18 protein-coding genes are annotated in these 26,992 nt (G+C 57.8%); 11 read left to right on the top strand and 7 right to left on the bottom strand.

Annotated features, from left to right (window positions below):
* Nucleotides 1-53: 53 nt before the first annotated feature.
* Nucleotides 54-8,636 carry a glycoside hydrolase family 94 protein gene (locus tag OQV00_RS13995; protein WP_266278771.1) on the bottom strand — a complete coding sequence of 2,861 codons (8,583 nt, stop codon included), beginning with the start codon at nucleotides 8,634-8,636 and terminating at the stop codon, nucleotides 54-56.
* A 157-nt stretch (nucleotides 8,637-8,793) separates the two neighbouring features.
* Nucleotides 8,794-8,958, bottom strand: a complete 165-nt coding sequence (locus OQV00_RS13990) for a YnfU family zinc-binding protein (RefSeq protein WP_213894582.1) — start codon at nucleotides 8,956-8,958, stop codon at nucleotides 8,794-8,796.
* Between the two features lie 558 nt (nucleotides 8,959-9,516).
* On the opposite strand from OQV00_RS13990, the gene cybB reads away from it, so the two are divergent.
* From cybB to OQV00_RS13970, 4 genes are all read left to right on the top strand, one after another.
* Nucleotides 9,517-10,044, top strand: a complete 528-nt coding sequence (cybB, locus tag OQV00_RS13985; RefSeq protein WP_004861420.1) for a cytochrome b561 — start codon at nucleotides 9,517-9,519, stop codon at nucleotides 10,042-10,044.
* Nucleotides 10,045-10,145: 101 nt separating this feature from the next.
* Entirely contained in the window at nucleotides 10,146-10,619 is a 474-nt protein-coding gene (locus OQV00_RS13980) for a GNAT family N-acetyltransferase (RefSeq protein ID WP_104896220.1), read from the top strand.
* A gap of 105 nt (nucleotides 10,620-10,724) precedes the next feature.
* Entirely contained in the window at nucleotides 10,725-11,000 is a 276-nt protein-coding gene (locus tag OQV00_RS13975) for a metal/formaldehyde-sensitive transcriptional repressor (RefSeq protein WP_004861424.1), read from the top strand.
* Between the two features lie 24 nt (nucleotides 11,001-11,024).
* On the top strand, nucleotides 11,025-12,143 hold the full coding sequence (locus OQV00_RS13970; protein WP_015584439.1) for an S-(hydroxymethyl)glutathione dehydrogenase/class III alcohol dehydrogenase: 1,119 nt from the start codon (nucleotides 11,025-11,027) through the stop codon (nucleotides 12,141-12,143).
* 324 nt (nucleotides 12,144-12,467) lie between these two features.
* Here OQV00_RS13970 and OQV00_RS13965 read toward each other — a convergent pair whose 3' ends face one another.
* From OQV00_RS13965 to pcaH, 4 genes are all read right to left on the bottom strand, one after another.
* The gene (locus OQV00_RS13965) at nucleotides 12,468-14,840 is read right to left on the bottom strand and encodes a membrane-bound PQQ-dependent dehydrogenase, glucose/quinate/shikimate family (protein WP_032717379.1); all 2,373 of its coding nucleotides are present in this window, start codon (nucleotides 14,838-14,840) and stop codon (nucleotides 12,468-12,470) included.
* Nucleotides 14,841-15,161: 321 nt separating this feature from the next.
* The gene (locus OQV00_RS13960; protein ID WP_004861430.1) at nucleotides 15,162-16,085 is read right to left on the bottom strand and encodes a LysR substrate-binding domain-containing protein; all 924 of its coding nucleotides are present in this window, start codon (nucleotides 16,083-16,085) and stop codon (nucleotides 15,162-15,164) included.
* A gap of 170 nt (nucleotides 16,086-16,255) precedes the next feature.
* Nucleotides 16,256-16,876, bottom strand: coding sequence for a protocatechuate 3,4-dioxygenase subunit alpha (pcaG, locus tag OQV00_RS13955; protein ID WP_015584437.1), 621 nt, complete (start codon nucleotides 16,874-16,876; stop codon nucleotides 16,256-16,258).
* Entirely contained in the window at nucleotides 16,873-17,613 is a 741-nt protein-coding gene (pcaH, locus tag OQV00_RS13950) for a protocatechuate 3,4-dioxygenase subunit beta (RefSeq protein ID WP_004861436.1), read from the bottom strand. The genes pcaG and pcaH overlap by 4 nt, the downstream gene beginning before the upstream one ends.
* 242 nt (nucleotides 17,614-17,855) lie before the next feature.
* Here pcaH and hglS point away from each other — a divergent pair, with 242 nt between their 5' ends.
* Together hglS and OQV00_RS13940 are read left to right on the top strand one after the other, a co-directional pair.
* Nucleotides 17,856-19,199, top strand: a complete 1,344-nt coding sequence (gene hglS / locus OQV00_RS13945; protein WP_004861438.1) for a 2-oxoadipate dioxygenase/decarboxylase HglS — start codon at nucleotides 17,856-17,858, stop codon at nucleotides 19,197-19,199.
* A gap of 56 nt (nucleotides 19,200-19,255) precedes the next feature.
* Nucleotides 19,256-20,764, top strand: coding sequence for a carboxylesterase/lipase family protein (locus OQV00_RS13940; RefSeq protein ID WP_064357105.1), 1,509 nt, complete (start codon nucleotides 19,256-19,258; stop codon nucleotides 20,762-20,764).
* On the opposite strand, the gene OQV00_RS13935 is transcribed toward OQV00_RS13940, so the two are convergent.
* The gene (locus OQV00_RS13935; RefSeq protein ID WP_004861445.1) at nucleotides 20,751-21,599 is read right to left on the bottom strand and encodes a LysR family transcriptional regulator; all 849 of its coding nucleotides are present in this window, start codon (nucleotides 21,597-21,599) and stop codon (nucleotides 20,751-20,753) included. The two genes, OQV00_RS13940 and OQV00_RS13935, sit on opposite strands and share 14 nt — an antisense overlap.
* Nucleotides 21,600-21,787: 188 nt before the next feature.
* On the opposite strand from OQV00_RS13935, the gene ycaC reads away from it, so the two are divergent.
* From ycaC to rimL, 5 genes are all read left to right on the top strand, one after another.
* The gene (ycaC, locus tag OQV00_RS13930) at nucleotides 21,788-22,411 is read left to right on the top strand and encodes an isochorismate family cysteine hydrolase YcaC (RefSeq protein WP_004861448.1); all 624 of its coding nucleotides are present in this window, start codon (nucleotides 21,788-21,790) and stop codon (nucleotides 22,409-22,411) included.
* A gap of 144 nt (nucleotides 22,412-22,555) precedes the next feature.
* Nucleotides 22,556-23,725, top strand: a complete 1,170-nt coding sequence (locus tag OQV00_RS13925) for a pyridoxal phosphate-dependent aminotransferase (RefSeq protein WP_192226039.1) — start codon at nucleotides 22,556-22,558, stop codon at nucleotides 23,723-23,725.
* A gap of 17 nt (nucleotides 23,726-23,742) precedes the next feature.
* Nucleotides 23,743-24,516, top strand: a complete 774-nt coding sequence (locus tag OQV00_RS13920) for a transporter substrate-binding domain-containing protein (RefSeq protein ID WP_015584434.1) — start codon at nucleotides 23,743-23,745, stop codon at nucleotides 24,514-24,516.
* A 190-nt stretch (nucleotides 24,517-24,706) separates the two neighbouring features.
* Nucleotides 24,707-26,362, top strand: coding sequence for a glucan biosynthesis protein D (locus OQV00_RS13915; RefSeq protein ID WP_004861457.1), 1,656 nt, complete (start codon nucleotides 24,707-24,709; stop codon nucleotides 26,360-26,362).
* A gap of 58 nt (nucleotides 26,363-26,420) precedes the next feature.
* Nucleotides 26,421-26,987, top strand: coding sequence for a 50S ribosomal protein L7/L12-serine acetyltransferase (gene rimL, locus OQV00_RS13910; RefSeq protein ID WP_004861460.1), 567 nt, complete (start codon nucleotides 26,421-26,423; stop codon nucleotides 26,985-26,987).
* Nucleotides 26,988-26,992: the final 5 nt, after the last annotated feature.

Here is a 26,992-nt window from a genome sequence, read left to right as displayed (position 1 = left end):
GCAAAAATAATTCGCGCATTAACGACAGTCGTTAATGCGCGGGTTAACTGGCGTCAGTTCTGAATGATATCAAGGGTGTGGGACTGTCCGTCATCCAACAGCGGAATGGAATCGTCCGCGAGGAGGAGGCCATCCAGCGTGGCCTGATATGGCCCGACGCCACGTGAGACGGTAATACGATACTGACTCTCGCGGTATTGATAGGTCAAGGTAAAAAAGGGCCAGCTGTCAGGCAGCAGCGCGTGAACGGTGAAGGACGTCGCGCCGCGTTTTATCCCCAGCAGCTCCTCTGTCAGCAGACGATATGCCCAGCCCGCTGAACCGGTATACCAGCTCCACCCGGCCCGGCCGGTATGCGGGGCGACACTGTAGACATCCGCACTCATGACATAGGGCTCCGCCTTATATTTTTCCACGCCATCGGCATCCAGCGCGTGGTTTATCGGATTGATCATCGACCACAGCTGCCACGCGCGTTCTGCGTTCCCCATTCGGGCAAACGCCATCACCGCCCAGATGGCGCCGTGAGTATACTGCCCTCCGTTTTCCCGCACGCCGGGCAGGTAGCCCTGAATGTAGCCCGGATTAGGGCCGTGGCCGTCGAACGGCGGGGTTAAGAGTTTGATTAATCCACCCTCGTTATCCACCAGGTACTTATCCAGCGCCTGCATCGCCAGGTCGCTGTGCGCCCGGCTGACCGCGCCAGAGAGTACCGACCAGCTCTGGGCAATGGCATCAATCCGGCAGTCCTGCGCAGCTTTTGACCCCAGGGGGGTCCCATCGTCAAAATATCCTCGTCGGTACCATTCACCGTCCCATGCGGAGGCGTCGAGACTGTTTTGCAAACGCAGCGCCTCGCGACGACACAGGGACGCGACAGCGTCATCCTGCCGCCGATCGGCAAGGGAAGCGAAGCGTTGTAAAATATCGTACAGGAAGAAGCCCAGCCAGACGCTTTCACCTTTACCCTCAATGCCAACCCGGTTCATCCCGTCATTCCAGTCCCCCGCGCCCATCAGCGGGAGACCGTGCTGTCCGGACTGTAATCCGTGCTCAATGGCTTTGACGCAGTGTAACCAGAGCGTCTCTTCGCTACTGCTCTGGACCGGGGTATCGTAGACCGACTCTTCGCCAGCGGGGAGCGGGCGCCCCTGTAGATAAGGGATATTCAGGTCCAGTATTTCCGGGTCGCCGATCGTTTCGACATAGTGACAGACGGCAAACGGGAGCCAGAGGTAGTCATCAGAACAACGTGTCCGTACGCCGTTACCGTGCGGGGGATGCCACCAGTGCTGCACATCTCCTTCAATAAACTGCCGGGAGGCGCAGAGTACAATTTGTTCACGCATTTTTTCCGGCGCGGCGTGGCTGAGAGCCAGCGTATCCTGCAGCTGATCGCGAAAACCAAATGCGCCGCCGGATTGATAGTAGCCGCTACGTGCCATAAGGCGACAGGCCATCGTCTGATACAGCAGCCAGCCGTTGACCAGTAAATTCACGGTGGTATCCGGCGTCGTCACCACGATTTTATCGAGCGCGTTATGCCAGTAGCGGTGAACATGGTTCAGTTCCTGACGGACGGTATCTTCATTCAGATAGCGGGCCAGGGTCTCCTGAGCCCGGCTATGGTTTTCTTCCGCGCCAAGGACGAAGATAAACGTCCGCTGATCGCCATCAATTAAGGTCGCTGCGGATTGTACTGCGGCGCAGGGATCCAGGCCGGCGCCTGTTTTACCCGAGAGCCTGCGCAGTGCCATCGCCTGCGGATTTTGCAATGAGCCATTGCGTCCAATAAACTCGCGGCGGTCGCCGGTCAGCGAGCAGTAAGAACCGCTGACGGCAAAGAATGCCGTGCGCTCGCCGCCGTTAGCGCCGTAAAAATTATTGGCCATCACCCCGCAACCAGCGGAATGGTTGACGGGATACGTCACGATATGGGAGGCGGTGCGGGTTCGTAAATCTCCGAGCGTCCATTCAGCATAGCCGGTGACCGACAGTTTACGTGTTCGCCCCGAGTTGTTGCTGAGCGTCAGGATCGCCAGTTTAACCGCAGCCTGTTCGGCGACCAGTACCGTCAGCTCACTGTCTATACCGCTCTCGCGATGGGAAAACACACTGTAGCCAAACCCGTGGCGGGTGAGGTAATCACCGTGCCCGCGAACCGGCAATACCGTCGGCGACCAGCATGCGCCGCTCTCTTCATCGCGCAGATAAAAGGCTTCGCCGCTGCGGTCGCTTACCGGATCGTTCTCCCACGGCGTTAACCGGTACTCATGAGCATTCTCATACCAGCTGTAGGCTTGCCCCGCCTCCGAGATAACGCTGCCAAAACCGGGATTAGCCAGTACATTTGACCACGGCGCTGGCGTCGGCTGGTTTTCGCTGAGGACAATCTGATACTCCCGACCATCTTCTGAAAAACCTCCGAACCCGTTGAAGTGGCGTAACTTATCGCTATCCGGTGTCCAGTCGACGTGGTGGTTTTTCTGTGCCACCGCGTGGGCAATGAATAAGCGGGTCGGCGGGGTTAACGAATGAATGCGCTGGTTAAGCTGTTCACTGAGTCCGCCTGCGCGATCATCAAGATACAAACAGGCCACGCTCATCAGAAGCTGCTTATCTTCGGCGGAGAGATGTTCGCCATTACGGACAAAAATGCCGCCCGACTTATCCAGCAGGCTGGCTCCTGAGCGGGCATAAATTAAATCCATTATCTGGTTCTGCAGGATCTGCTGATAGCCGCCGGGACTCTCATTGAGGATCACCAAATCAACCTCCAGCCCTTTCTGACGCCAGTATCGGTGCGCCTGTACCAGGGTGGTGACCGAGGCGATACTCTCTTCGCTGGTGATGCTGAGCAGCACTATCGGCAGATCGCCTGAAATGGCCCAGCCCCACAGGCCGGACTGGCCTCGCCGGTTACGGCTGATAATCTGGCCGTCGGCCCGCAGTTCCTGACAGGGATACAGCACCGCGCTGGCGAGACGGTTAAACAGCGTGGCATCATCTTCACTGGCATTCATCTGGCGTAATACCACCAGGCTATGGGACCACGCCAGCTCAAAGATACGGTCAGCAATGGGGTGATCTCGATATTTTTCCAGTAACGCCAGACTTTGCTGGCGGCTTTCGCCGATGCCATACACGATATCAACCGTGACCGGTTGTCCCGGCAGCAGGGTAATCGCGTGGCGTATCGCCAGAATCGGATCCAGTACCGCGCCTGAGGTATTGCTGAGTGCGCCACTTTTCCCGGCGGTCTGCGCATCTGAAGGGGTTTTGCCGCGACCCAGAAACAGGGCTCTGTCAGTTTCAAACGAGATACTCTTACTGCTGTTACCATGCACAACCACCATGTGCAGCATGCAGGGGGTTTGTTCATCCGGCGAGCGCGGGCGGCGATGACACAGGATCGCGTCACGATCGGGGTTAATCTCCGTCTGAATAAACAAGTTGCTGAATGCCGGATGCGCCCGATCGCTGGCATCAGGGGCCAGCACCACTTCGCAATAGGTTGTCAGTTCAAGCTCTCGGGGCAAGCGTCCTCTGTGTACCAGGGTGAGCCGCCGCAGTTCAATATCATCTTCCGGAGAGACCACAATCTGAGTTCTGACGCTCAGCGATCCGAAAGTACGGCGGAACTCAGCGCCGGCATCGGTAAAGATCGCTTCGTCGCCGCCATCGGCATCTGTGCCGACAGGATGCCAGGTATTGCTCCAGACTTCGTCCGTTTGCGCATCGCGGATATAGCAGAATGCTCCCCAGTTATCCCGGGTCGTATCGCTGCGCCAGCGCGTGAGGGCAAGATTGTTCCAGCGGCTGTAACCGCCGCCGCCAGGGGTCAGCATCAGATGGTAATGGCCGTTGGACAACAGCTGCACTTCAGGGACCGGGGTATCTGCTCCGCTGAAAATACGCGGTTCATAGCGAACCGGTTTGACCCTCCCTTCATGGGATTCGAAATGACGGCGCGGGCTGTAAAGATCGACCGCATCCGGGACGCGTTCCTGCAACAACAGGCTCGCCGAGCGGAAGGCGGTACTGGACATGAATCGCTCTGTCATCGGGGCGTTGAGCAGCACGTGAGCCAGCGCCTGAAATGCCATCCCCTGATGATGCGCCATCCAGGACTGAACGACGGCATACAGTTGCCCGGTTGCGAGGCGGGAGGGAGTATAGTCCAGCGCTTCATAAAAACCGTATTCGCCGCGCGCGCCGTTTTTTTCCAGACTGAGCAAATTGTCGCAGGCTTTGTGTGGGGAGACCATGAGAGCCAGCAGCGTTGCGTACGGGGCGATCACCATATCATCGGCCAGACCTCGCCGCAGACCGAGGCCCGGTACGCCAAATGCCTGGTACTGATAATTGTGCTGAACATCAAAAGCATGATAGCCGGACTCCGAGACCCCCCAGGGCACGCCACGCTCTTTGCCCCAGTGTATCTGACGTTTCACCGCTGACTGGCTCATCTCATCAAGAAGAGAGCCGGGCCAGGTGGGCATCACCAGATTCGGCATCAGGTATTCAAACATCGAACCGCTCCATGACATCAGCGCGGTTTCATGATCAATGGTGGTGAACAACCGTCCCAGGGCATACCAGCTTTTTAACGGTAGCTGATTCGTCGCGATGGCGAGAAAACTGGTCAGGCGGATTTCAGAGGGCAGCAGATCGTAATGGCTTTTATCCGCGGTATTGGTATCACAGTTATAGCCGACGCTGAGCAGACAGGTTGCTTCGCTGTACAGAAACGCAAAATCCATTCTCGCATGATCGTTCAGACGCTGTTCAAGTTCAGTGATAATCTTCAGCCGCATGCGGGCCAGCGCCGTAACCGATGCCGGAGGCGTTCCTTCGCCGCGATAGCTCGCGCCGGCGAGCCAGCTCAGCGTCGGTAGCTGCGGTTGGTTATACGCCTGGGGTAACCAGCCCAGTAGATGCGACCATTCATGGCACAGCTGCACCAGCTGATGTTCAAGGTGCGCTGTCCAGCGCACCACCAGCGGGTTTTCCTGAGCACACTGTGTCGTCAGATGGTTACACTGAGCGCGCATTTTCTTCAGTTCGCCGAACAGCTGCCCCGCGGGCAACGATACCGCGTTAAGGCAGTGTTTGCGCAGTAGTCGCAGACCGGTTGGCGCGTTTTGGCCCCAGTATTTTTCCAGAATAATCAGCGTGTCGTTCAGCCCCGCCAGCAGCTGCTCGCTGTTCAACACCGGCTGATAACGCATCGCGGACAGGCCTTCGCGTAATGTCAGTAAATGACCCGCCATATTGCCGCTGTCAACGCTTGAGACATAGCGTGGGTTGAGGGGCGCGAGCGTGCGGGTGTCATACCAGTTAAAGAGGTGGCCGCGGAAGTGTTCCATTTTATCCAGCGAGTCGAGCGTCAGCGTCACGCGTTGCAAAACCTCACCCCCGGGCAGGTAGCCAAAATCCCAGGCGGTCAGGTTGGCCATCAGGGAGAGCCCGATATTGGTGGGGGAGGTGCGATGTGCGACGGTGGGCTGCGGTATTTCCTGATAATTATCCGGGGGAAGCCAGTTTTCTTTTGCCGTGGCAAAGGTCTCAAAGAAGGCCCAGATTTCGCGGCTCGTCTGACGCAGCAGCTGCTTCTGGTCCGCATTCAGTGATACCGTCCTACGCGCAGGCTGGCGGCTTAACCAGCGCATCATCAGCGGCGCCAGACACCACAGAATCGTGACGGGCAGGGCGATAGCCAGCAGCGGTGGGGTAAAATGATACGTCATCATCGTCAGGGCGACCCCGGTGACCACATTGAGCCACATCGCCCGATAAAAACGCAGCACCGAAAGGTTGGACTGCGGGCTGTCCGGCGCGTGGCTGGCCCACTGGATGAGATTGCGCTGACTGATAGCAAGACGCCAGAGCGTCACGGCAATGGCATAGCATGAATATCCGGCCTCGTGCGGCAGTATCACAAAATTGAGTGCAATACGGGAGAGCCGCTTCAGCGCTCCGGCGGCGACAAGCGGAAGATGTAGCCGCAACGGGCGACGAGAGGTTTTATGAAGAAGGTCGTGAAGAATACTCAGGGCTGCGGGCAATAACCACACCAGCGTCAGCGCGCCAAGCCAGTAGAGCGGATTGGGAACCCAGAGCAGGGAACAAAAAAGAAGTACCAGTAAAGAGGGGGCGACCAGGCTACGGCGTAAATTATCAAATAACTTCCACCAGGAGAGCGGGGATAACGGATTTTTATCCCGCGTTCCATCCGCTTTTCTGACGTACGGGCAGAGCCAGTTAAGCAGCTGCCAGTCGCCACGGATCCAGCGCATACGACGCGCAACGTCTGACAGATAGTTGTTTGGGTATTGTTCGTAGAGTAAAACTTCACTGAGTAGCCCGGACCGGGCATAGCACCCTTCGAGTAAGTCATGGCTGAGAACCAGATTTTCCGGGCAGGCGTTGGCTGTGGCCTGGACAAAGATATCGACGTCATAAATCCCTTTGCCAACGAACGACCCTTCGCCGAAGAGATCCTGATAGATGTCCGAAGACATCATTGAATAGGGATTATTACCCGGTATGCTGCTGCGCAGGGCAGCATAGCGCCCCTGTCCGTTGCGCGGCATCTCCTCTGCCAGTCCGGGCTGCAAAATACCATACCCTTTGACGACTCTCTGTCGCAGCGGATCATACACGGGCTGGTTCAGCGGGTGCGCCATGGTGGCCACAAGTTTATGTGCGGTGTCGCGCGGCAAAACCGTATCGCTGTCCAGGGTTATGACATATTTAATCGGGCCCGGCAGCTGGTGCGCGGGCAGCCCGGCGACACTGGAAAACTGTGTTGCCGGGTGGCGCAACCAGTTGTTCAACAATGCCAGTTTTCCCCGCTTACGTTCATGCCCCATCCAGGTTTCCTGCGCCGGAACCCATTCAGGCTGTCGGTGCAGAAGATAAAAGCGTGGGCGGCTGGCTGGATAACGTCGGTTAAGCGCCTCTGTTTCCGAGATGGCCTGCCTGAGCAGCAGGGCGTTTTCTGGCGGATTTTCAACTGTTGAATCAGCAAAATCGGTGAGAAGAGCGAAGCGGAGGTGTTCATTCTGATTGCCCAGCCAGCATACTTCGAGACTAGTGAGGAGCTGACTGATGCCTGCGTGGCTGGTCAGCATACAGGGGATCACGACCATCGTCGCACAGTCAGCGGGAATCCCCGCTGAAAAATCCATTCGTGGCAAAGGGCGGGGAATGCGAAAACGGGTGGTCGCTTCGCTTAGTAGATCGCTGATTAACTGGCTGACCGCCACAATAAGCGGTAAAGCCAAAAGTATCAGTATCCAGCCCATTCCCTGTTGCGCTGTGGCGTGCAGGATTCCGGCCGTAACGGCTGTCGTCAACAGGCTGAGACTGCCGAGCCATGACAACAAGGGGATTTTGTTGAAACTGTGGCGCAGCCGGATAAGTCCAGGGGTGTCAGCGCAGAGTTGCACTTCCAGCTGCTCGCGGCCTTCACCTGCCAGATAATAACCCACATGATATCCCGGCGTGGCGGGCGCGTTTTCCAGAGAAAGCGCCAGCACCCGGCTGGCAACCTCTGGCTCGCTGAACCGACTGTCTCTGGCCAGAATCTCGATGACATGCCGGTAATGATCCCGGGTATCAAAGTGCATCCGGGAATAGGTAGCGGCCGGGTCAAGACGCAATGTCTGTTCCACAACGCTGATCGTCTCGGCAAAATCGGCCCAGTTTGTTTCGCTCAGCAAACGTAAACCTGCGATGCTGTTGCTGACAGAAAGCTGGCTGGCGGCAAGCTGTTGATTGAAGCGGTGAATGAGAACCTCGGTCGTCACGCCCTGTTCAGCAAGGCGCTGGTCCACCCAGGTCAACGGCAGCGCCAGCGCATTGCCATGACCCTGCAGGCGGCGGACCAGTTCTGCGACAAACGCACTGCTGAGCGGCGGGCGGGCGCGCGCCATGTCGGCCACCACCATGATTAAATCGGCGGGCGTATTCTCCGCACATTCGAAAATCCGCGTGAGCCATGTGTCCGCCAGGCTGCGCTCTTGCTGCGCTTTTACTACTTCGATACTGACACGACGCAGGTTTTCGATCAGCGACAGACGCAGCATGCCCGGTAAAGCCCAGACCTCGCCTAACGTCAGCGGCGTCACCTGCTGATAGGCGGCGATATAGCTGGTGAGGCTGGCTACGTCCCAGCGTCCGTCTCCGTGGGCAATCGCTTCAGAGGCGATATCGTAAATGCGCGGGCACTGGTGGGGTGAAATCAGGGCGGGGAGACCTTTGCCAAAGCTTTTCGGCAAGTGCTGGCGGACAATACGAATTTGCTCCTCAATCAGGTAATAATTATCAAGAAGCCACTCGCCTGCAGGCATGATACTCGATTTTTTCCCGGCATTGAGCGCATAACAGTTATGGGTGATCACGGCCTCGTTGTCCCCAAGCCGCTTGAGAAGATAGTAAGGCAGTTTGTCCGGCGACAGCTTATGAGTATGCGCCAGTTTCTGGCCGTAACGTTCCATCTGGAGGGCCGAAAACAGTTCTGGCCGCAGACTATTTTCACCGGTCGGGTCGTTGGCCGGGAAGGGTTCCCGTCCAGGGATTTTCGTAAAGGGATGAGCGCGGCTAAACCATGCTCGGGGATTCATTTTCATAGCGTTGCTCTGATGCGACATTAACGCGCAGGAGCAGTTGCGAAATCAGTTCAGAAACGTTCTCTCAGGATGGGCGTGAGGCATCAGGGATTTAACAGCTGCCGGTCTTTATTCAGTATAGAACACGGGGTTTAAGTGGGTCGGTGTATGAAGCTGGCTAGCGTGTCGGGACAAAAATAGCCTTGCATCCAGGGCACAGCATGGCCTGTTTTAAGCGAATCTTAGAGGTGGACTGGGTTGATGATAAGCCACAGACGGGGCAGGTGATTGTGGAGGTCGAGGCACCCCCGATGAACTTCATTGCGTAATCGAGAAAAGACATGATGATTAACCTTTCAATGAATGTGTTTCAGTGTACCACGTATGGCTAAAATTTAATCTGTTTAATGTGCGGCCCTGCCCGGTATGGATGATTTCTGAAGCCGGCCTGGCTACCGCATTGTTTTTAATCTCCTGATTGCCGCCGGGCCGACAGCTCTCTCAGTCTGCCGTCGTCACAAGCAAAAACCATGACATCAGCCGCCGGACGCTGGCGCGGTGTGTGACGTTGTCACGCAAGGCGAGACGGACCTGGCTGCAATATCAAGACCTGAAACGGCTAAATCTGGCGGCACATCAATACGTTGCGGAATCAATTAAAAAGAGATCGGGCTATTTATGGGTGAGATTAGGTGATAAAAGCGGGAGTGGGAGCAGGTTTTGGCGCGCTTAAATGGCGGCAAAGAGCCTGCAACAGGTCATGGGAAACAGGAGTAACCCATTGCTTTTACTGAGAATAGAGGCTTAACGGCAATTGTTTTTTATAAGTACGTAAAAGTTAATGAATTTTTCAGGAAAGGTCGTTATGTTGTCGGCATCACAGTTTTGTTAAGGGTTTAACATGCGCGATAAATACACTGGCCTGCAAATAGGTATCCACTGGCTGGTCTTTTTATTGGTGGTTGGCGCCTATGCCACCATGGAGCTTCGCGGTTTTTTCCCCCGCAGCGACCGTCCGCTCATTAATATGATTCACGTTTCCTGCGGGGTGGCCATTCTCGTGTTGATGGTTGCGCGCCTGCTGGTCCGACTGAAGTCCCCGGCGCCGCCGATTGTACCGAAACCGTCACCGATGATGACCGGTTTTGCCCATCTGGGGCATCTGATTATCTATCTGCTGTTTATCGCCCAGCCGATCGTTGGACTGGTGATGATGTATTACCGTGGCAATCCGTGGTTTGCCTTCGGCCTGACCATGCCGTTTGCGGCGCAAAGTCAGTTTGAGCTGGTGGATACGCTGAAGGGCGTACATAGCCTGCTGGCGAATACCGGTTACTTTATCATCGGCGCGCACGCGCTGGCCGCGCTGCTGCACCACTATCTGTGGAAAGATAATACGCTGCTGCGCATGATGCCACGTAAGCGCTAATCACTCCCGATCTCCTGACCCCGCCGCCGAGCGGGGTTTTTTTATTCCTTCCGCTGCCGGTTGTGGTAGATCTGATACGGACTGAGGAAAAGGAGTCCAATATGAAAGTCAGACTTGCCGTGCCGGATGAGGCACCTGCGCTATGGAACATCCGCAATCAGGCCATTCGCAACGGCTGTCGTGAGAGCTACGCAGCCGCGGTCCTCGAGGCCTGGACGCCGGATACGATGCCGGAAGGGTATCGCCATGCGGTGCGCGATAATCCCTTTTTTGTCGTTGAGGAAGAGAGCGGGCGCCCGGTGGCGACCGGCTTTCTTGATCTCCGCGCGGCCAGCGTGGAAGCCATCTTTACGTTGCCCGAATGGGGCGGAAAAGGTTGCGCCGGAATGATTTTGACGACCATTATCGCCGAAGCGCGGCGGCGGAATCTCCCGCGCCTGACGCTGGAAGCGACGCCGAATGCGGCCGGGTTTTATCTGCGCCATGGTTTTGTCGCCGTGCGCGAAAAGCTGCTGCCGTCAAAGCTGGCGAAGGCGGATTTACGCTGCGTGGAAATGGCGCTCCGGCTCAACTAACCGCCACGGCTCGCCGCCGTGCTACGGTATAAAGCGGCGTTTCAGTTTGCCACTTTGCTTAATAAAATATAGTATACCCCCCTATACAATATTGAGGGCATCATCGTGCCACATTCACCTGAAGACAAAAAACGCGCGCTCAGCCGCGTACGTCGCATTCGCGGGCAGGTTGAAGCCCTGGAAAGGGCGCTGGAGTCCGGCGAGTCCTGCATGTCGATTTTGCAGCAGATTGCCTCCATCCGCGGGGCGACCAACGGCCTGATGGGCGAAATGGTAGAAATCCACCTTCAGGACGAGCTGGTCAGCGGCGAAACAACCCCGGATCAGCGAGCGGCCAGAATGGCGGAAGTCGGTCATCTGCTACGATCTTATTTAAAATAAATCATCACGAAGGAAGAGACGGTTATGAAATCACGTGCAGCTGTCGCGTTTGGCCCCGGCCAGCCGCTGAAGATTGTTGAAATTGATGTTGCTCCGCCGAAAAAAGGCGAAGTGCTGGTCAAAATTACCCACACCGGCGTCTGCCATACCGACGCGTTTACGCTCTCCGGTGACGATCCGGAAGGGGTGTTCCCGGCCGTGCTGGGTCATGAAGGCGGCGGTATCGTGGTCGAAGTTGGCGAAGGCGTCACCAGCCTGCAGCCTGGCGATCACGTTATCCCGCTGTATACCGCAGAGTGCCGCGAGTGCAAATTCTGTAAATCCGGTAAAACTAACCTCTGCCAGGCAGTACGTGCCACCCAGGGGAAAGGTCTGATGCCGGATGGCACCACCCGTTTCTCCTATAACGGCGAGCCGGTTTACCACTATATGGGCACCAGCACCTTCAGCGAATACACCGTGGTAGCCGAAATTTCACTGGCGAAGGTGAACCCGCAGGCGCCGCTGGATAAAGTCTGTCTGCTGGGCTGCGGCGTGACCACCGGTATCGGTGCCGTTCACAATACCGCGAAGGTCAAAGAGGGCGATACCGTGGCGGTCTTCGGCCTCGGCGGGATTGGTCTGGCGGTTATCCAGGGGGCGGTGCAGGCGAAAGCCGGGCGCATTCTGGCGGTTGATACCAACCCGGAAAAATTCACCCTCGCCAAAGAGATGGGGGCGACCGATTTTATCAACCCGAATGATTATGATAAGCCGGTTCAGGATGTGATCGTTGAGCTCACCGATGGCGGCGTGGACTTCAGCTTCGAATGTATTGGCAACGTCAACGTGATGCGTGCGGCGCTCGAGTGCTGCCATAAAGGCTGGGGCGAAAGCGTGATTATCGGCGTGGCCGGTGCGGGCCAGGAGATCAAAACCCGTCCGTTCCAGCTGGTGACCGGGCGCGTATGGCGCGGTTCGGCATTCGGTGGAGTGAAAGGGCGTACCCAGCTGCCGGGTATGGTTGAAGACGCGATGGCCGGTAAAATCGACCTCGATCCGTTTATCACCCACCGCCTGCCGCTGGAGCAGATTAACGAAGCTTTTGATTTGATGCATGAGGGGAAATCGATTCGGACCGTCATTCATTTCGGCGAGAATTGATTTTCAGACCAAAAATAACCCGGGCTTGCCCGGGTTATTGCTAAAGAGTGGTGACTCTCACCGCAGATTTTCCTACCCGTGTCGCCACCGCTGCCGTTCGCGATGCCTCCATCCAGGGCCCTGAGGGTGGTGAGAAAATGGTTTAGCGAATGCGCGGGTTTCGTCGGGTGGCAGTTGGCGCCTGACCCGGCCGACAAAGCGCTGTTTCCGGCAGGTTTGTGCAGGCGTCGTTCCTGGTAGGCCCGTGCAAGCGTAGCGTCGCCGGGCAAATTGCCCAGGCTCGCACATTGCCAGTAAACAGGGCCCCGTTTGGGGCCCTGACGCTTACTTCTGTTCCGGTAACGCGTAGGCGATGATGTAATCGCCGCGATCCGGAGACTGACGAGCGCCGCCGGCGTTGATGATAATGTACTGTTTGCCGGTTTTCGGCGAAACGTAGGTCATCGGGCCGGACTGACTGCCGACCGGCAGACGAGATTTCCAGATCTCCTTACCGTTGGCGGTATCAAACGCGCGCAGGTAGAAGTCCTGAGTCCCGGCGAAGAACAGCAGACCGGACTGGGTCGACAGCGATGCGCCCAGCGTCGGCATCCCGATGGGGATAGGCATATGCATGCGAATACCCAGCGGGCCAGTATCTTCAACGGTCCCTACCGGCACCTGCCACACCAGTTTACCGCTCTTCAGATCCACCGCGGACATGGTACCGAACGGCGGTTTCTGGCACGGAATACCCAGCGGCGACAGGAAGCGTTCACGCATTGCGCCGAACGGCGTCCCTTCCATCGGCACAATCCCCATCTCGATGCCGCTGGCATCTTTGGCGACTTTTTCACGCGGAACCATATAGTTTGCCAGGCCAAGGCGCATATCGTTGACGAACATCAGGCTGTTGTTCGGATCCACCGAGACGCTGCCCCAGTTCATGCCGCCCAGCGAACCCGGATACTGCAGCGAGCGGTCTTCGCCCGGCGGGGTGAAGATACCCTGATGGCGCATGGCTTTGAAGGCGATTCGGCACATCAGCAGGTCCACCGGCGTCGCCCCCCACATATCCGACTCTTTCAGCGTGTCATTGCCAATCATTGGCATGCCCACGGAGTAGGGCTGCGTCGGAGAGTAACGTTCGCCTTTAATCGTCCCGGCCGGAACCGGACGCTCTTCCACTTTCGCTACCGGTTCCCCGGTCGCGCGGTTGAGCATAAAGATCATCCCCTGCTTGCTGGTCTGCACCAGCACCGGCGTGGTGCCGCCTTTCCCGTCGGGAAGGTCGTACAGCAGCGGTTGTGACGGCAGGTCGAAGTCCCACAGATCGTGGTGGGTGGTCTGGTAGTGCCAGCGTACCTGGCCGGTCGTGGCATCAACGGCGACGATCGAGGAGCTGTATTTGTCATCCAGCGCGGTTCGTTCACCGCCGAAGAAGTCCGGGGTGGCGTTGCCGGTTGGCAGATAGATCAGGTTCAGCTTCGCGTCATAGGACATCGCCGACCAGACGTTTGGCGTGCCGCGGGTGTAGGTCTGGCCTTCCGGCGGCAGGCCGGTCAGGCCCGGATTACCCGGATCCCACGCCCAGGCCAGTTTACCGGTGTGGACATCGTAGGCGCGGACCACGCCGGGAGGCTCGCCGGTGGAGAAGTTATCCGCCACGCGGCCGCCGACAACGACGACGTTACCGGCAACCAGCGGGGTGGAGGTTTGCTGATAGTAGCCCGGTTTGATTTCACCCATTCCGACGCTCAGATCGACGATACCGCGATCGCCGAAAGTCTCACAGGTTTTGCCGGTATCGGCGTCAATCGCGATCAGACGGGCATCGGTGGTCGGCAGGAACAGACGGCGGGCGCAGGCGGCAGGCTGAACGTCACCTGCAGCGGCGGCCTGGGCCTGGCTGTCTTCGTAATAGCCGAGGCCGCGGCAGCGCTGCCAGTTTGGCGCGGTGGCTTTTGAATCATAGCGCCACTTTTCCTTTCCGCTATCGACATCCAGCGCCAGCACTTTGCTGTACGGCGTACAGACATACAGCGTATCGCCGATTTGCAGCGGGGTGTTCTGGTCTTCCGCGCCGGAACCGTTGCTTTGCGGGATATCGCCGGTATGGGCGACCCAGGCAACCTGCAGCTGGTTGACGTTCTGTTTGTTAATCTGGTCGAGGGCGGCGAAGCGGTCGCCGTGGGTGGTGTTACCCCAGTGCTCCCAGTTCTTCTGCTGTTCACCCGGGGCAACCGGTTTTACCGGTACGGCTTCCGTAGCGCTGACCAGCGGCTGTGATTTGAACATCCAGCCAAAGCTGGCGGCCAGCACCACGGCCAGCACCGCGGCCAGGCCAAACGCCGGGCCTTTCTTCGCCGGCGGGGCCGAAAGATAGGGCCAGACCAGCGCCGAGAGCAGCGCCAGCGCGCCGAACGCGAACAGGCGCGAGAACAGCGGCCAGTAGGTCCAGCCGGCATCGCCGATCGCCCAGACCACAGAGGCGATGAACGCGATGGCATACAGCACAATACCGGCGCGACGATTGCGGAAGATAAGCACGGCGGCGATAACCATCACCAGACCCATGATTGCGAAATAGAGGGTACCGCCCAGCGTGGCGAGCTTGACCCCAAGAATACCGATAGCCAGGCCGATGATGAGCATCAGCCCGGCGAGAAGCCACTGCAGGATCCGGGGGAATCCTCGCGGCACGTTGCCAGTTGCCATTTTGTCTCCTTAAACCATCCGTTCTCAGATGCGAACCAAATGAATCAAAAAATACAGGGGTGCTTTTGAGTGAAGTGGAATACGCCTTCATGTTGGCGGTATTCACAAGTTACGTTGATTTCGAATGAACCATTTGGTGAAATCGCGACAATGATAAATCTGTTAATGAAGTTTGCGCAATTGTTAATAAACAATTTCGCATTAATTGATTAGCACGCTGATTTTTCCGCCGGGCTACGGCGGCCAAAAGCCTGGCGGCGGGCGGGTGAGAAGGGGCTGGGAAGGGCCGGACAGGGCGTCAGATGCCGTATCCGGCGTTCATTACGCCGGCATGGATTTGCGAATGGCGCTGAGTAAAGTTTGTGCGCCGGAGGAGAATGTGGCATCGACGCGCGTCAAAATGCCGATCGGTTCGCCCGCACCCTGGGTGGGTACCGGCAGAGCGGTCAGCAGCCCGCGGCGCAGGTCGTCTTTGACCGCGCCGGAAGGGACGAACCAGATGTAGTCATAATCCACGGTCAGCTGACGCGAGAGCGACGCGGAGAGGGTTTCGATACAGCCGGCGGGAATTTTACACCCCTGGCTTTGCAGCAGCGTTTCCGCATTCTGCCGCGGAATGGTGCCTTTAGGGGAGACGACGACCGGCCACTCCATCACCCGACTGAGGGTCACGGTTTCCTGCAATAGCGGATGACCGGGACGTACCACCAGCTTCAGAGATTCGAGGAACAGCAGCTCGTAGTTGAGGCCACTCATCAGCTCCGGGTCAGACATGCGGCCGATACCAATATCGATTTCTCCCGATTTTAAGCCCGCCAACAGCATGGTGTTGTTCATGGTCGCGACCTGCAGGGTGATATCTTTCTGCTGCTTGTGAAACTGGCCGATGACGGTGGGTAAAATGCCTAAGGCGGCGGTCGGGAGTGCGCCGATACGCACCACATCGTTATTCAGCCCCTCTTTACGGTTAAGCGCCTGGCCTGCCGTATTCAGCGCGTCGAGGACCTTAACCGCATGGGTGAGAAACTGTTCGCCGACCAGCGTCAGCTGAGCGCCCAGCCGCCCGCGTTCAAACAGTCGCGTACCGGTCAACTGCTCCAGCTCATTGAGCGTTTTTGATAAGGCAGGTTGGCTTAGATTAAGTGTTTCAGCCGCACGCCCCAGCGTTCCCTGTTGAGCGACGGCCACGAAAGTGTGTAGATGGCGCAAACGAATGCGCTGACTAAAAAGACCATTTTTTTCCATAGTTGATGTTAAAAACAGAGCGCAGTGGGTGACAAGCGAAGTTATTGAAATTTGATAACCTGATAGCAAAATATTATTAACATTTCACTCTCTTGTATTACAAATTTTTTATTTTGATGAAAAAACAGACGCCCCGAACCCGGTCGGGGCAAAATCAGACGGAAAGTTACTCAGATATCAAAGAAGACGGTTTCGTTCTCACCCTGCAGGTGAATATCAAAACGGTAGACAATTTCACTGCCGCGCACTTCGCGTTGGGCAATCAACGTCTGGCGACGCACCTCCCACTCAATCAGATTCAGCACCGGATCGGCCTGGTTCGCCTCCTGCTCGTCGGAAAAGTACATCCGCGTGTTGAGACCAATATTGATGCCTCGCGCCACCACCCATAAATTGACGTGCGGCGCCATCATCCGGCCATCGCGACCGACGACGGCTCCCGGTTTGATGGTCTCAAAGCGCCAGATGCCGGAGGTAAAGTCCGAACAACTGCGACCCCAGCCGCGAAAGCCCGGATCGAGCTTTTTATGTAGCTGACGATCGTCGGGGTGGTGATAGCGCCCGGCGGCATTGGCCTGCCAGAGTTCCAGCAGCACGTCACGCACCGGCGTTCCGGAACCATCGATCACCCGACCTTCGATAGTAATGCGTTCACCTTCGGTGTCCGGCGTAGTGAGCTGCGGGCCGAAGTTCTTTTCAAAGATATGAAAGCCGGCGGCGTCGGGTGCGAGGCCGATATGCACATAGGGGCCGGCGGTCTGCGAGGCGGTTTCGGCTAAATAGTCTTTCATCGGGCGGCCCCCTGGGTGCGATTTTCAAACAGCGTGGCGCGATGGCCGCGCAGCACAAGATCAAAGCGATAGGCGAGGCAATCCAGCGGTACGGCGGCATGGGTGTCGAGTTCGGCAATCAGCGTGCGAACCGCCTCGTCGTTATTAATGGTTTTGACGATCGGACACTGTTTAATTAGCGGGTCGCCCTCGAAATACATTTGCGTAATCAGGCGCTGCGCCCACGCATCCCCGGAGAGGGAAAAGTGAATATGCGCCGGGCGCCAGTCGCTGACCTGATTACGCCACGGATAGGGGCCTGGCTTAATGGTGCGGAAGCAGTAATAGCCGTTTTCATCCGTCAGTATCCGGCCGCAGCCGCCGAAATTGGGGTCGATGGGCGCCAGATACTGATCCTTTTTATGTCGATAGCGGCCGCCGGCGTTGGCCTGCCACACCTCGACCAGCGTGTTTTTCATCGGGCGGCCGAAGCCGTCGCGCACGTAGCCGTGGACAATAATACGCTCGCCAATAGGCAGACCTTCTTTGGCGTAATTAAGGATCAGGTCATTATCCAGCGGGCCGAGATCGTCGTGGCCGAATACCGGGCCGGTAATTTCGGACAGGGAATTCTGTAATGAGATCAGCGCATTGCGCGGTGAGCGCAGGACGCTGGTTTTGTAGCCCGGGGCATAGGCGGGCGGGTGACTGCTGTAGTCGCGATGCACAACCTCGCGCGGTGACCATTTATCATTCATAGGGTAGTGGCTCCGTTTTTATCGGTAGAGGGCTTTTTATTGTCATATCGCCAGAAACAGTGTGTGTAAATGCTTTGTTAATTTAAAGTGAAATTAACGGTCGTTTTGCATAACCCACGGTTATGCTCAGAATGGCATGGAGGACAGAGGCAGGTTATCCGCATCACAATTTGTAAATTCTTCCCGCCGTTGCCACGGGCCTTTTCTACACTCCAGGAAGTATTCACTGGAGGTAAGGCATCATGGCGAACACCATCACGGCTGATGAGATTCGGGAAAACTTTTCGCAGGCAATGTCGGCGATGTACCAGCAGGAAGTTCCACAGTACGGGACGTTACTGGAGCTGGTGGCTGACGTTAATCTGGCGGTGCTGGAGCATCATCCTAAACTGCATGAGCAACTGGCGAATGCCGATGAGCTGTCGCGACTTAATGTCGAGCGCCACGGCGCGATCCGCGTTGGCACGGCGGAGGAACTGGCGACGCTGCGGCGTATGTTTGCCATTATGGGGATGTTCCCCGTCAGCTATTACGACCTGTCGCAGGCCGGCGTGCCGGTGCACTCCACCGCGTTTCGTCCGATTGATGACGCGGCGCTGGCGCGCAATCCGTTTCGTATTTTTACCTCGCTGCTGCGTCTGGAACTGATTGCCAACGTTGAGCTGCGCCAGCGTGCGGCGGCGATCCTCGCCCGGCGCGATATTTTTACTCCCCGCTGTCGCGAGCTCATCGCTGTACACGAAGAACAGGGGCATTTTTCATCGACGCAGGCCCGGGAATTTGTTCGCGAAGCGCTGGAGACGTTTCGTTGGCACAGTCACGCAACGGTGGACGCCGACACCTATCATGCGCTGCATAATGAGCACCGGCTGATTGCCGATGTGGTCTGCTTCCCCGGCTGCCATATCAACCACCTGACGCCGCGCACGCTGGATATCGACCGGGTTCAGGCGCTGATGCCGGAGTGCGGGATTGTGCCGAAGGCTTTGATTGAAGGGCCGCCGCGCCGCGAGGTGCCGATTCTGCTGCGCCAGACCAGTTTTAAGGCCCTCGAAGAACCGGTGGTCTTTGCCGGGGAGCACCAGGGGACCCACAGCGCGCGTTTTGGCGAGATAGAGCAGCGCGGGATTGCGCTGACGCCGAAAGGCCGGGCGCTGTACGATCGCTTGTTGAACGAAGCGGGCGTGGGTAAAGACAACCTCAACCATCAGCGTCATCTCCAGGAGGTGTTCAGCCAGTTCCCGGACAGCGAATTCCTGCTGCGCCAGCAGGGGCTGGCATGGTTCCGCTATCGTCTGACCCCCGCCGGGGAAGCCCATCGTCATGCCTTTGGCCCCGGCGACGATCCGCAGCCGTTGATCGAACGCGGCTGGGTGGTGGCGCAACCGATTATTTATGAAGATTTTTTACCGGTGAGCGCGGCAGGGATTTTCCAGTCAAATCTCGGCAATGAAATTCAGGCCCGCAGCCATGGCAATGCCAGCCGTGACGCCTTTGAAACGGCGCTGGGTTGCCCGGTGCTGGACGAGTTTACTCTCTATCAACAGGCGGAGGAGCGCAGTAAACGTCGTTGCGGTCTGCTCTGAAACCGGTACTCTGCTGACATGAATCATTGACGACAGTCAGTAAAAGGAAGCAGGTCATGCAGAACCCGTCTACCCCACTGGTCAAAACCCGGCAGGGGACGTTATCCGGCATCACTGAACAGGGTATTCATCTCTGGCGCGGCATTCCCTTTGCCGCGCCGCCGGTCGGCGAGCTCCGCTGGCGCGCGCCGCAACCGCCCGCGCGCTGGCAGGGCGTCCGCCAGGCCGACACCTTCTCCGCCGCCAGCTGGCAAGATATTGAGTACTGCCGCGAACTGGGCGGCGGCGATCCCGGGCGCTTCTCAGAAGATTGTCTCTACCTTAACGTCTGGGCGCCCGCCGGACGTACTCAGCCGCTGCCGGTTATGGTCTGGCTGCACGGCGGCGGGTTTACCATTGGCGCCGGCAGCCTGCCGCCTTACGATGGCAAAGCGCTGGCGGCCCGCGACGTGGTGGTGGTGACCGTCAACTATCGGCTGGGGCATCTGGGGTTCTTCGCCCATCCGGCGCTGGAAGGGGAAGACGGCGAACGGGTCTATAATTTCGCCCTCCTTGACCAAATCGCCGCGCTGCAATGGGTGCAGGATAATATTCACGCCTTTGGCGGCGACGCCACCAACGTTACCCTGTTTGGCGAATCGGCCGGGGCGCGCAGCGTGCTCTCGCTGATGGTATCGCCAAAATCCCGCGGACTGTTCCATAAGGCCATCATCCAGAGCGGCTATACGCTGCCGGATCTGCCGCGAGAAAAAGCGCTGGAGAAAGGGCGTTTGCTGGCGGAACACTTCTCGCTGCCGGAGGCCAGCGCCGCACAGCTGCGGGCGATTCCAGCGGAGGCGTTCTGGTCGCTGACCGCGCCGCTGAATACCGGACCGGCGCCGATCGTCGGCGATGCGGTGCTACCGCAGCCGATGCTGGAGGCTTTTTTCGCCGGCCGTCAGCACCCGATGCCGGTCATGGTTGGCTCTAACAGCGACGAGGCCAGCGTGATGGCGGTCTTCGGCGTCGATATCGCCGGGCAGATCCAAAAACTGCGCCGCGAGCGGCGATTTGGCCTCGGACTGATCAAACTCCTCTATCCTGGCGTGAAAGGGGATGAGAATCTGGGACGCGAAGTGTGCCGCGATATGGCCTTCACCACGCTGGGCTATGTGGTGATGCAGGCCCAGCAGCGGGTAGGACAGCCGTGCTGGCGCTACTGGTTTGACTACGTTCCCCGGGCCGCCGATGAAACCTGCCCGCACGGGGCGTGGCACGGCGATGAAGTGCCTTATGTGTTTGACACGCTCACCCTGGCCGAGCCGGTGCGTACCTACGCCGGCGAGGAGGACCGTGCGTTTGCCGCCCAGGTCGCCGATTACTGGGTGAACTTCGCCCGCCTTGCCGGGCATCGCTGTAGCGAACTGCCGGGAGCAGTACGCTGGCCCGCCAGCCTGCGCGGGCGCGATCGCCTGCTGCGCATCGGGCTCCATAAACGGGTCGGGTTTAAGCTGGAAAACCGCTTTATGCGCGCCCGGCTGGCGCTGTTTCGCCGGGTCATGCGCCACCACGTTACGCTGGATTAACCAGCTCCTCCCGAAACCGCGCCAGACCGTCGGCTTTACTCTGCGAACTGCGGACCACCAGCCGATAGCTGGCGCCGGTTTTCACGCTGAGGGTGAAAGGGCGCACCAGGCGGCCGGCGCGGACATCTTCAGCCACCAGGGTGGCGTCAGCCATGGCGACGCCCAGCCCCTGCATGGCGGCGGTGATCGCCAGATCCATGGTGTCGAAGTGCTGATTTTTGCGCATCAGTAGCGGGGCATCGGGTGAGAATGCCGCCAGCCATAGCGACCAGTCGGTCTTATCCCGGGTCGGGTGCAAAAACGTGACGTCATTGAGCATGTTGTCCCGCGCAAGGGCACCGTTACAGACCGGCGTCAGCGCCTCTTCAAACAGCAGATCGCCGACGCTGTGGTGAGTTCCGAAGACGATGGCGGCGTCATAGGGTTCGGTCCTGAAATTGACGCCATGTTCCGTGGTGGTGGTCAGGGCGATTTGCAGTTCCGGGTGACGTTGCTCAATAGCCACCAGCCGGGGAACCAGCCAGCGAATGGCGCAGGTCGGCGCCTTCAGACGCACCACGGTCTGCTGCTGACGAGCCTGCTCGGCCACCGCGATCAGACGGCCAAATGCCGACTGGAGCTCCGGGTAGAGGGCGCTGCCCTGCGGTGAAAGATGCAGTCCGCGCGCGTGGCGGGCAAAAAGCGGGAAACCAAACCACGCCTCCAGCGCCGCAATCTGGCGGCTGACGGCGCCCTGAGTCAGGCAGAGTTCGCGCGCGGCATGGGTTAAGTTAAGGTGTCTGGCGGTGACCAGAAAGGTTTCCACGGCATGAAAAGGCAGGGCGCTTCGCGACATCTCATCTCCAGCTATGCATTTTGATCATGGACAGTATGCCCACTTTGTTCAGCGAATGGGACACTGCGTTCCACTTTTGCCGGCTAATCCTCAGGCCACGAGTAAACTATGATCTGCCTGTAGAGTAAACATCTGCCGGTGCGGGAAGGCTGGCGGGGATAACCTGATGTTTAAATGAGGAGTCAAGCATGGCAAAACCCTACGTACGTCTGGATAAGAGCGAGGCGGCGGTGCTGCTGGTGGATCATCAGGCAGGACTGTTATCTCTGGTTCGCGACATCGACCCGGATAAATTCAAGAACAACGTGCTGGCGCTGGGGGATATGGCGAAATATTTCGGCCTGCCGACCATCCTGACCACCAGCTTTGAGAACGGCCCCAACGGCCCGCTGGTGCCGGAACTAAAAGCGCAGTTCCCGGACGCGCCCTATATTGCGCGTCCGGGAAATATCAATGCCTGGGATAACGAAGATTTCGTCAATGCGGTGAAGGCCACGGGGAAAAAGCAGCTGATTATCGCCGGGGTGGTGACCGAGGTCTGCGTGGCGTTTCCGGCGCTGTCGGCGATTGAAGAGGGATATGAGGTCTTCGTGATCACCGATGCATCCGGCACCTTTAACCCGATTACCCGCGATGCTGCCTGGGATCGCATGTCACAGGCCGGCGTGCAGCTGATGTCGTGGTTTGGCGCCGCGTGTGAGCTACATCGCGACTGGCGCAATGATGTTGAGGGACTGGCAACGCTGTTTTCCAACCATATTCCCGATTACCGCAATCTGATGACCAGCTTTAACACCTTAACCCGCAAGTAGTTTTCCGCTCCGGCCAGCCTGGGCTGGCCGTCTCTTTTCTCAAGGCATGATCAGAATGCATGGCTACTATGATAACAATTCGGTTGTCGCCGGATAGCGCATTGGATTGAATGGTTATGCAAATAAAATGAGAAAGGATTAACTATGAGTCTCAGTTCCCCGGTGACGATGCGCTCCAAACTGCCGGATGTCGGCACGACAATTTTTACCGTGATCGGTCAACTTTCCGCTCAGCATAATGCCATCAACCTTTCTCAGGGCGCGCCGAATTTTGCCTGCGATGCCCGGCTGGTTGCCGGGGTCACGCGGGCGATGGCGGAGGGGCATAACCAGTATGCGCCGATGACCGGCCTGCCCGCGCTGAAGGAGCGAATTGCCGGGAAGGTTGCGGCCCTGTACGGTACGCGTTATGACGTAGACCACGAAGTCCTGATTACCGCCAGCGCCAGCCAGGGGATCTACTCGGCTATCGGTGGGCTGGTGCATCCGGGCGATGAGGTTATCTACTTCGAACCCTCTTTTGACAGCTATGCGCCGATTGTCCGTTTGCAGGGGGCGACGCCGGTAGCCATTAAGCTGACGGTGCCTGATTTTAACGTTAACTGGGATGAAGTTCGCGCCGCCATCACCCCGCGGACGCGGATGATTATTGTCAATACGCCGCATAACCCCAGCGGCCAGGTATTTTCCCGTGGAGATTTAGACCAGCTGGCGGCGTTGACGCGCCATACCGATATCGTGATTTTGTCGGACGAGGTGTATGAGCACGTGGTTTTTGACGGTGAACACCACCATGGGATGGCGACCCATCCCCAGCTGGCTGAGCGCAGCGTCATCATCTCATCGTTCGGCAAGACCTACCACGTGACCGGCTGGCGCGTGGGCTACTGCGTTGCGCCGGCGGCGCTGATGGACGAGATCTGCAAGGTTCACCAGTTCCTGATGTTCTCTGCCGACACGCCGATGCAATATGCCTTTGCTGAGCATATGACCGATCCCCAGTCCTGGCTTTCGCTGGCACCATTCTACCAGCAGAAGCGGGATTTACTCCGCCAGCTGCTGGCTGACTCACCGTTCCGCCTGTTGCCGAGCGCCGGCTCTTTCTTCATGCTGGCGGACTACAGCCATTTCAGCGACGAAAGCGACAGCGAAATGGTGAAGCGGCTGATAACCGACTACGGCGTAGCGACGATCCCGCTGTCGGCGTTTTATACGGATGGTACTGATAACAAACTGATTCGCCTCTCTTTTGCTAAAGATGAAGCCACATTGCGGGCCGGTGCGCAGGCACTGTGTCACGTTAAGCCGCGTTAAGGAGCCCCACGATGAAGATGAAAATAACAGCCCTTACCCTTGCTTTAGGGATGATGTGCACCTTCTCTGCGTTTGCCGCCGGCGAACTGCGCTACGGCGTAGAAGCGGAATACCCGCCGTTTGAAAGTCGCAATACGGCAGGGGAGCTGGAGGGTTTTGATATCGACCTCGGCAACGCCATCTGCAAGGCGGCCCAGCTGAAATGCAGCTGGGTGGAAACCTCGTTTGATGCGCTGATCCCGGGGCTGGTGGCGAAGAAGTTCGACGCCATTAACTCGGCGATGAATATCACCGAACAGCGGCGCAAAAGCATTGATTTCACCCAGCCGATTTATCGCATTCCCTCGCAGCTGGTCGGTAAAGCCGATAGCGGCATGGAGACCACCCCGGAAGGCCTGAAAGGCAAAACCATCGGCGTGCTGCAAGGTTCGATTCAGGAAACCTTTGCCAAAGAGCACTGGGAGAAGCATGGCGTGACGGTGGTCTCCTATAAAGATCAAAATATGGCGTGGGCAGATCTGCTGAATGGCCGTATCGATGCTTCGCTGGTGATGTCTGCCGCCGGGCAGGCCGGTTTCCTCAGCAAGCCGCAGGGCAAAGGCTTTGGCTTTATCGGCAAACCGGTGGCTGACGATACTATTCTCGGCAGCGGGATCGGCTACGGCCTGCGCAAAGGCGACGAGGCGAGCAAAAAACAGCTCGATGCGGCAATCGACAAGGTTCGCGCTGACGGCACCATCACCCGTCTGGCGGCCAAATACTTCCCGGGTATCGACGTCAGCGTCAAATAACCCGTCTGCCTCCGCAGGGCAAACCTGCGGAGGGATTCAGTCTGCTCCGATGGCGAGAATTTTTTCACGCTTTTTCTGTCGCCAACAATTGGATTATCAATCGTTTTTGTCTAGAGTGGGCGAAATTCACGACGCATCTGTTTGTCGCGTTGTCGACCAATTGGCATAACAGAAGGACGCTTTCTCAGGCATGAATCGCAGACGTTTTCTCAAATCTTCCATGGCTGTTGCCGCCGTATGCGGAACATCAGGAGTCGCTTCACTTTTTTCTAACGCCGCGCTTGCCGAGGAATCGGGCATTGCTGATGGGATGACGCGCCGTTTTGACTTTACCGTTTTGCAATCGATGGCCCACGATCTGTCGCGTCAGCCGTGGGGCGGCGCCCCGCGCGACCTGCCGCCCACGCTGGCCAATCTGACTCCGCAGGCCTACAACAGCATTCAGTACGATGCGGGACATTCGCTGTGGAATAACATCGACGACCGCAAGCTGGACATCCAGTTTTTCCACGTCGGCATGGGTTTTCGCCGCCGCGTGCGCATGTTCTCGCTGGATTCGCAAACTCAGCAGGCGCGGGAGATTCACTTCCGTCCGGAACTGTTTAACTACAATAACGCCGGCGTAGACACCAAACAGCTGGTAGGGCAAACCGACCTCGGTTTTGCCGGTTTCCGCGCGTTTAAAGCGCCGGAGCTGGCGCGTCGCGATATCGTGGCGTTCCTCGGCGCGAGCTACTTCCGCGCGGTGGACAGCACCTACCAGTACGGGCTCTCCGCCCGCGGTCTGGCGGTGGATACCTTTACCGACACCCCGGAAGAGTTCCCGGACTTTACCTCGTTCTGGTTTGAAACCGTCAAGCCGGGCGCCACCGTCTTTACCGTTTACGCGCTGCTCGACAGCCCGAGCGTCACCGGCGCCTATAAATTTGTGATCAACTGCCAGGAGACGCAGGTGATTATGGATGTGGAAAACCACATCTACGCCCGCAAAGATATCAAACAGCTGGGTATCGCGCCGATGACCAGTATGTTCAGCTGCGGCAACAACGAGCGCCGGATGTGCGACACCATCCACCCGCAAATTCACGACTCCGACCGCCTCGCCATGTGGCTCGGTAACGGCGAGTGGGTCTGTCGCCCGCTGAACAACCCGCAAAAACTGCAGTTCAACGCCTTCCAGGACAAGAACCCGCGCGGCTTTGGTCTGCTGCAGCTTGACCGCGATTTCAGCCATTACCAGGACATCATGGGCTGGTACAACAAGCGTCCGAGTCTGTGGGTCGAGCCGCGTAACCAGTGGGGCAAAGGGGCCGTCAGCCTGATGGAGATCCCCACCACCGGTGAGACGCTGGATAACATCGTCTGCTTCTGGCAGCCGGAAAAAGCGATCAAGGCCGGTGATGAGCTGGACTTTAGCTATCGCCTGTACTGGAGCGCACAGCCGCCGGTGCGTTCTCCGCTGGCTCGCGTGATGGCCACCCGCACCGGAATGGGCGGTTTCCCGGAAGGCTGGGCGCCGGGCGAACACTATCCGGACAAATGGGCGCGCCGCTTTGCCATTGATTTCGTCGGTGGCGACCTGAAGGCCGCTGCGCCAAAAGGCATCGAACCGGTGATTACCCTGTCTAACGGTGAAGCGAAGCAGATCGAGATTCTGTACGTTGAGCCGTTCGATGGCTATCGCATCCAGTTTGACTGGTACCCGACCAACGATTCCACCGACCCGGTGGAAATGCGCATGTTCCTGCGCTGCCAGGGCGAGGCCATCAGTGAGACCTGGCTGTATCAGTATTTCCCGCCGGCTCCGGATAAACGCAACTACGTTGATGACCGGGTCATGAAGTAACCGTCGCGGTTGCCTGTCTGCGTGCCGTGGACGGGTTTTCCCGCAGTGAGAGATAGTCATGTCCGCAGAAAAGATCCCCGTTCCTGAAATAATCCCGGTGTCCGGGCAACTGACGCTGCGCGCGGTGGATGAGCGCTACGTTACCGACTTACATCAGTTGGTGGAGAAGAATAAACACTGGCTACAGCATTCGCTCAGCTGGCCCGCCGCGGTTGACAGTGAAGATGAAACCCGTCGCCACGTACAGGGGAACGTCATGCTGCACCAGCGCGGTTACGCTAAAATGTTTTTACTGTTTTTGCGCGATGAGATGGTGGGTGTGCTGTCGTTCAACCAGATTGAACCGCTGAATAAAACGGGTTATATCGGCTACTGGATTGATGAACATCACCAGGGACAAGGGCTGCTTTCCCAGGCGCTGCAGGCGTTTATGCACTACTACGCTCGCCGCGGCGAAGTCCGGCGCTTCGTGATTAAATGTCGGGTGGCTAACCACAAGAGTAACCAGGTGGCGCTGCGCAATGGCTTTACCCTCGAAGGCTGTCTGAAACAGGCCGAGTACCTGAACGGCGCTTATGACGATCAGAATATCTACGGGCGGATTATCGATAGCCCCGCGTCCTGATAATG

Source organism: Klebsiella sp. DY2415 (genome assembly GCF_026314315.1).
Lineage (GTDB): Bacteria > Pseudomonadota > Gammaproteobacteria > Enterobacterales > Enterobacteriaceae > Klebsiella > Klebsiella ornithinolytica.
Note: the sequence above shows the minus strand (reverse complement) of the source record. Positions and strands in the feature narration are given on the sequence as shown.

Bases quoted from the DNA above. Each gene is read 5' to 3' on its own strand.
- OQV00_RS13995 (WP_266278771.1), bottom strand. From the start codon at position 8,636: ATGAAAATGAATCCCCGAGCATGGTTTAGCCGCGCTCATCCCTTTACG.
- hglS (WP_004861438.1), top strand. From the start codon at position 17,856: ATGGCGAACACCATCACGGCTGATGAGATTCGGGAAAACTTTTCGCAG.
- pcaH (WP_004861436.1), bottom strand. From the start codon at position 17,613: ATGAATGATAAATGGTCACCGCGCGAGGTTGTGCATCGCGACTACAGC.
- OQV00_RS13980 (WP_104896220.1), top strand. From the start codon at position 10,146: ATGAAAGTCAGACTTGCCGTGCCGGATGAGGCACCTGCGCTATGGAAC.
- OQV00_RS13960 (WP_004861430.1), bottom strand. From the start codon at position 16,085: ATGGAAAAAAATGGTCTTTTTAGTCAGCGCATTCGTTTGCGCCATCTA.
- cybB (WP_004861420.1), top strand. From the start codon at position 9,517: ATGCGCGATAAATACACTGGCCTGCAAATAGGTATCCACTGGCTGGTC.
- OQV00_RS13970 (WP_015584439.1), top strand. From the start codon at position 11,025: ATGAAATCACGTGCAGCTGTCGCGTTTGGCCCCGGCCAGCCGCTGAAG.
- OQV00_RS13915 (WP_004861457.1), top strand. From the start codon at position 24,707: ATGAATCGCAGACGTTTTCTCAAATCTTCCATGGCTGTTGCCGCCGTA.
- ycaC (WP_004861448.1), top strand. From the start codon at position 21,788: ATGGCAAAACCCTACGTACGTCTGGATAAGAGCGAGGCGGCGGTGCTG.
- OQV00_RS13965 (WP_032717379.1), bottom strand. From the start codon at position 14,840: ATGGCAACTGGCAACGTGCCGCGAGGATTCCCCCGGATCCTGCAGTGG.
- OQV00_RS13925 (WP_192226039.1), top strand. From the start codon at position 22,556: ATGAGTCTCAGTTCCCCGGTGACGATGCGCTCCAAACTGCCGGATGTC.
- rimL (WP_004861460.1), top strand. From the start codon at position 26,421: ATGTCCGCAGAAAAGATCCCCGTTCCTGAAATAATCCCGGTGTCCGGG.
- OQV00_RS13940 (WP_064357105.1), top strand. From the start codon at position 19,256: ATGCAGAACCCGTCTACCCCACTGGTCAAAACCCGGCAGGGGACGTTA.
- OQV00_RS13935 (WP_004861445.1), bottom strand. From the start codon at position 21,599: ATGTCGCGAAGCGCCCTGCCTTTTCATGCCGTGGAAACCTTTCTGGTC.
- OQV00_RS13920 (WP_015584434.1), top strand. From the start codon at position 23,743: ATGAAAATAACAGCCCTTACCCTTGCTTTAGGGATGATGTGCACCTTC.
- pcaG (WP_015584437.1), bottom strand. From the start codon at position 16,876: ATGAAAGACTATTTAGCCGAAACCGCCTCGCAGACCGCCGGCCCCTAT.
- OQV00_RS13990 (WP_213894582.1), bottom strand. From the start codon at position 8,958: ATGTCTTTTCTCGATTACGCAATGAAGTTCATCGGGGGTGCCTCGACC.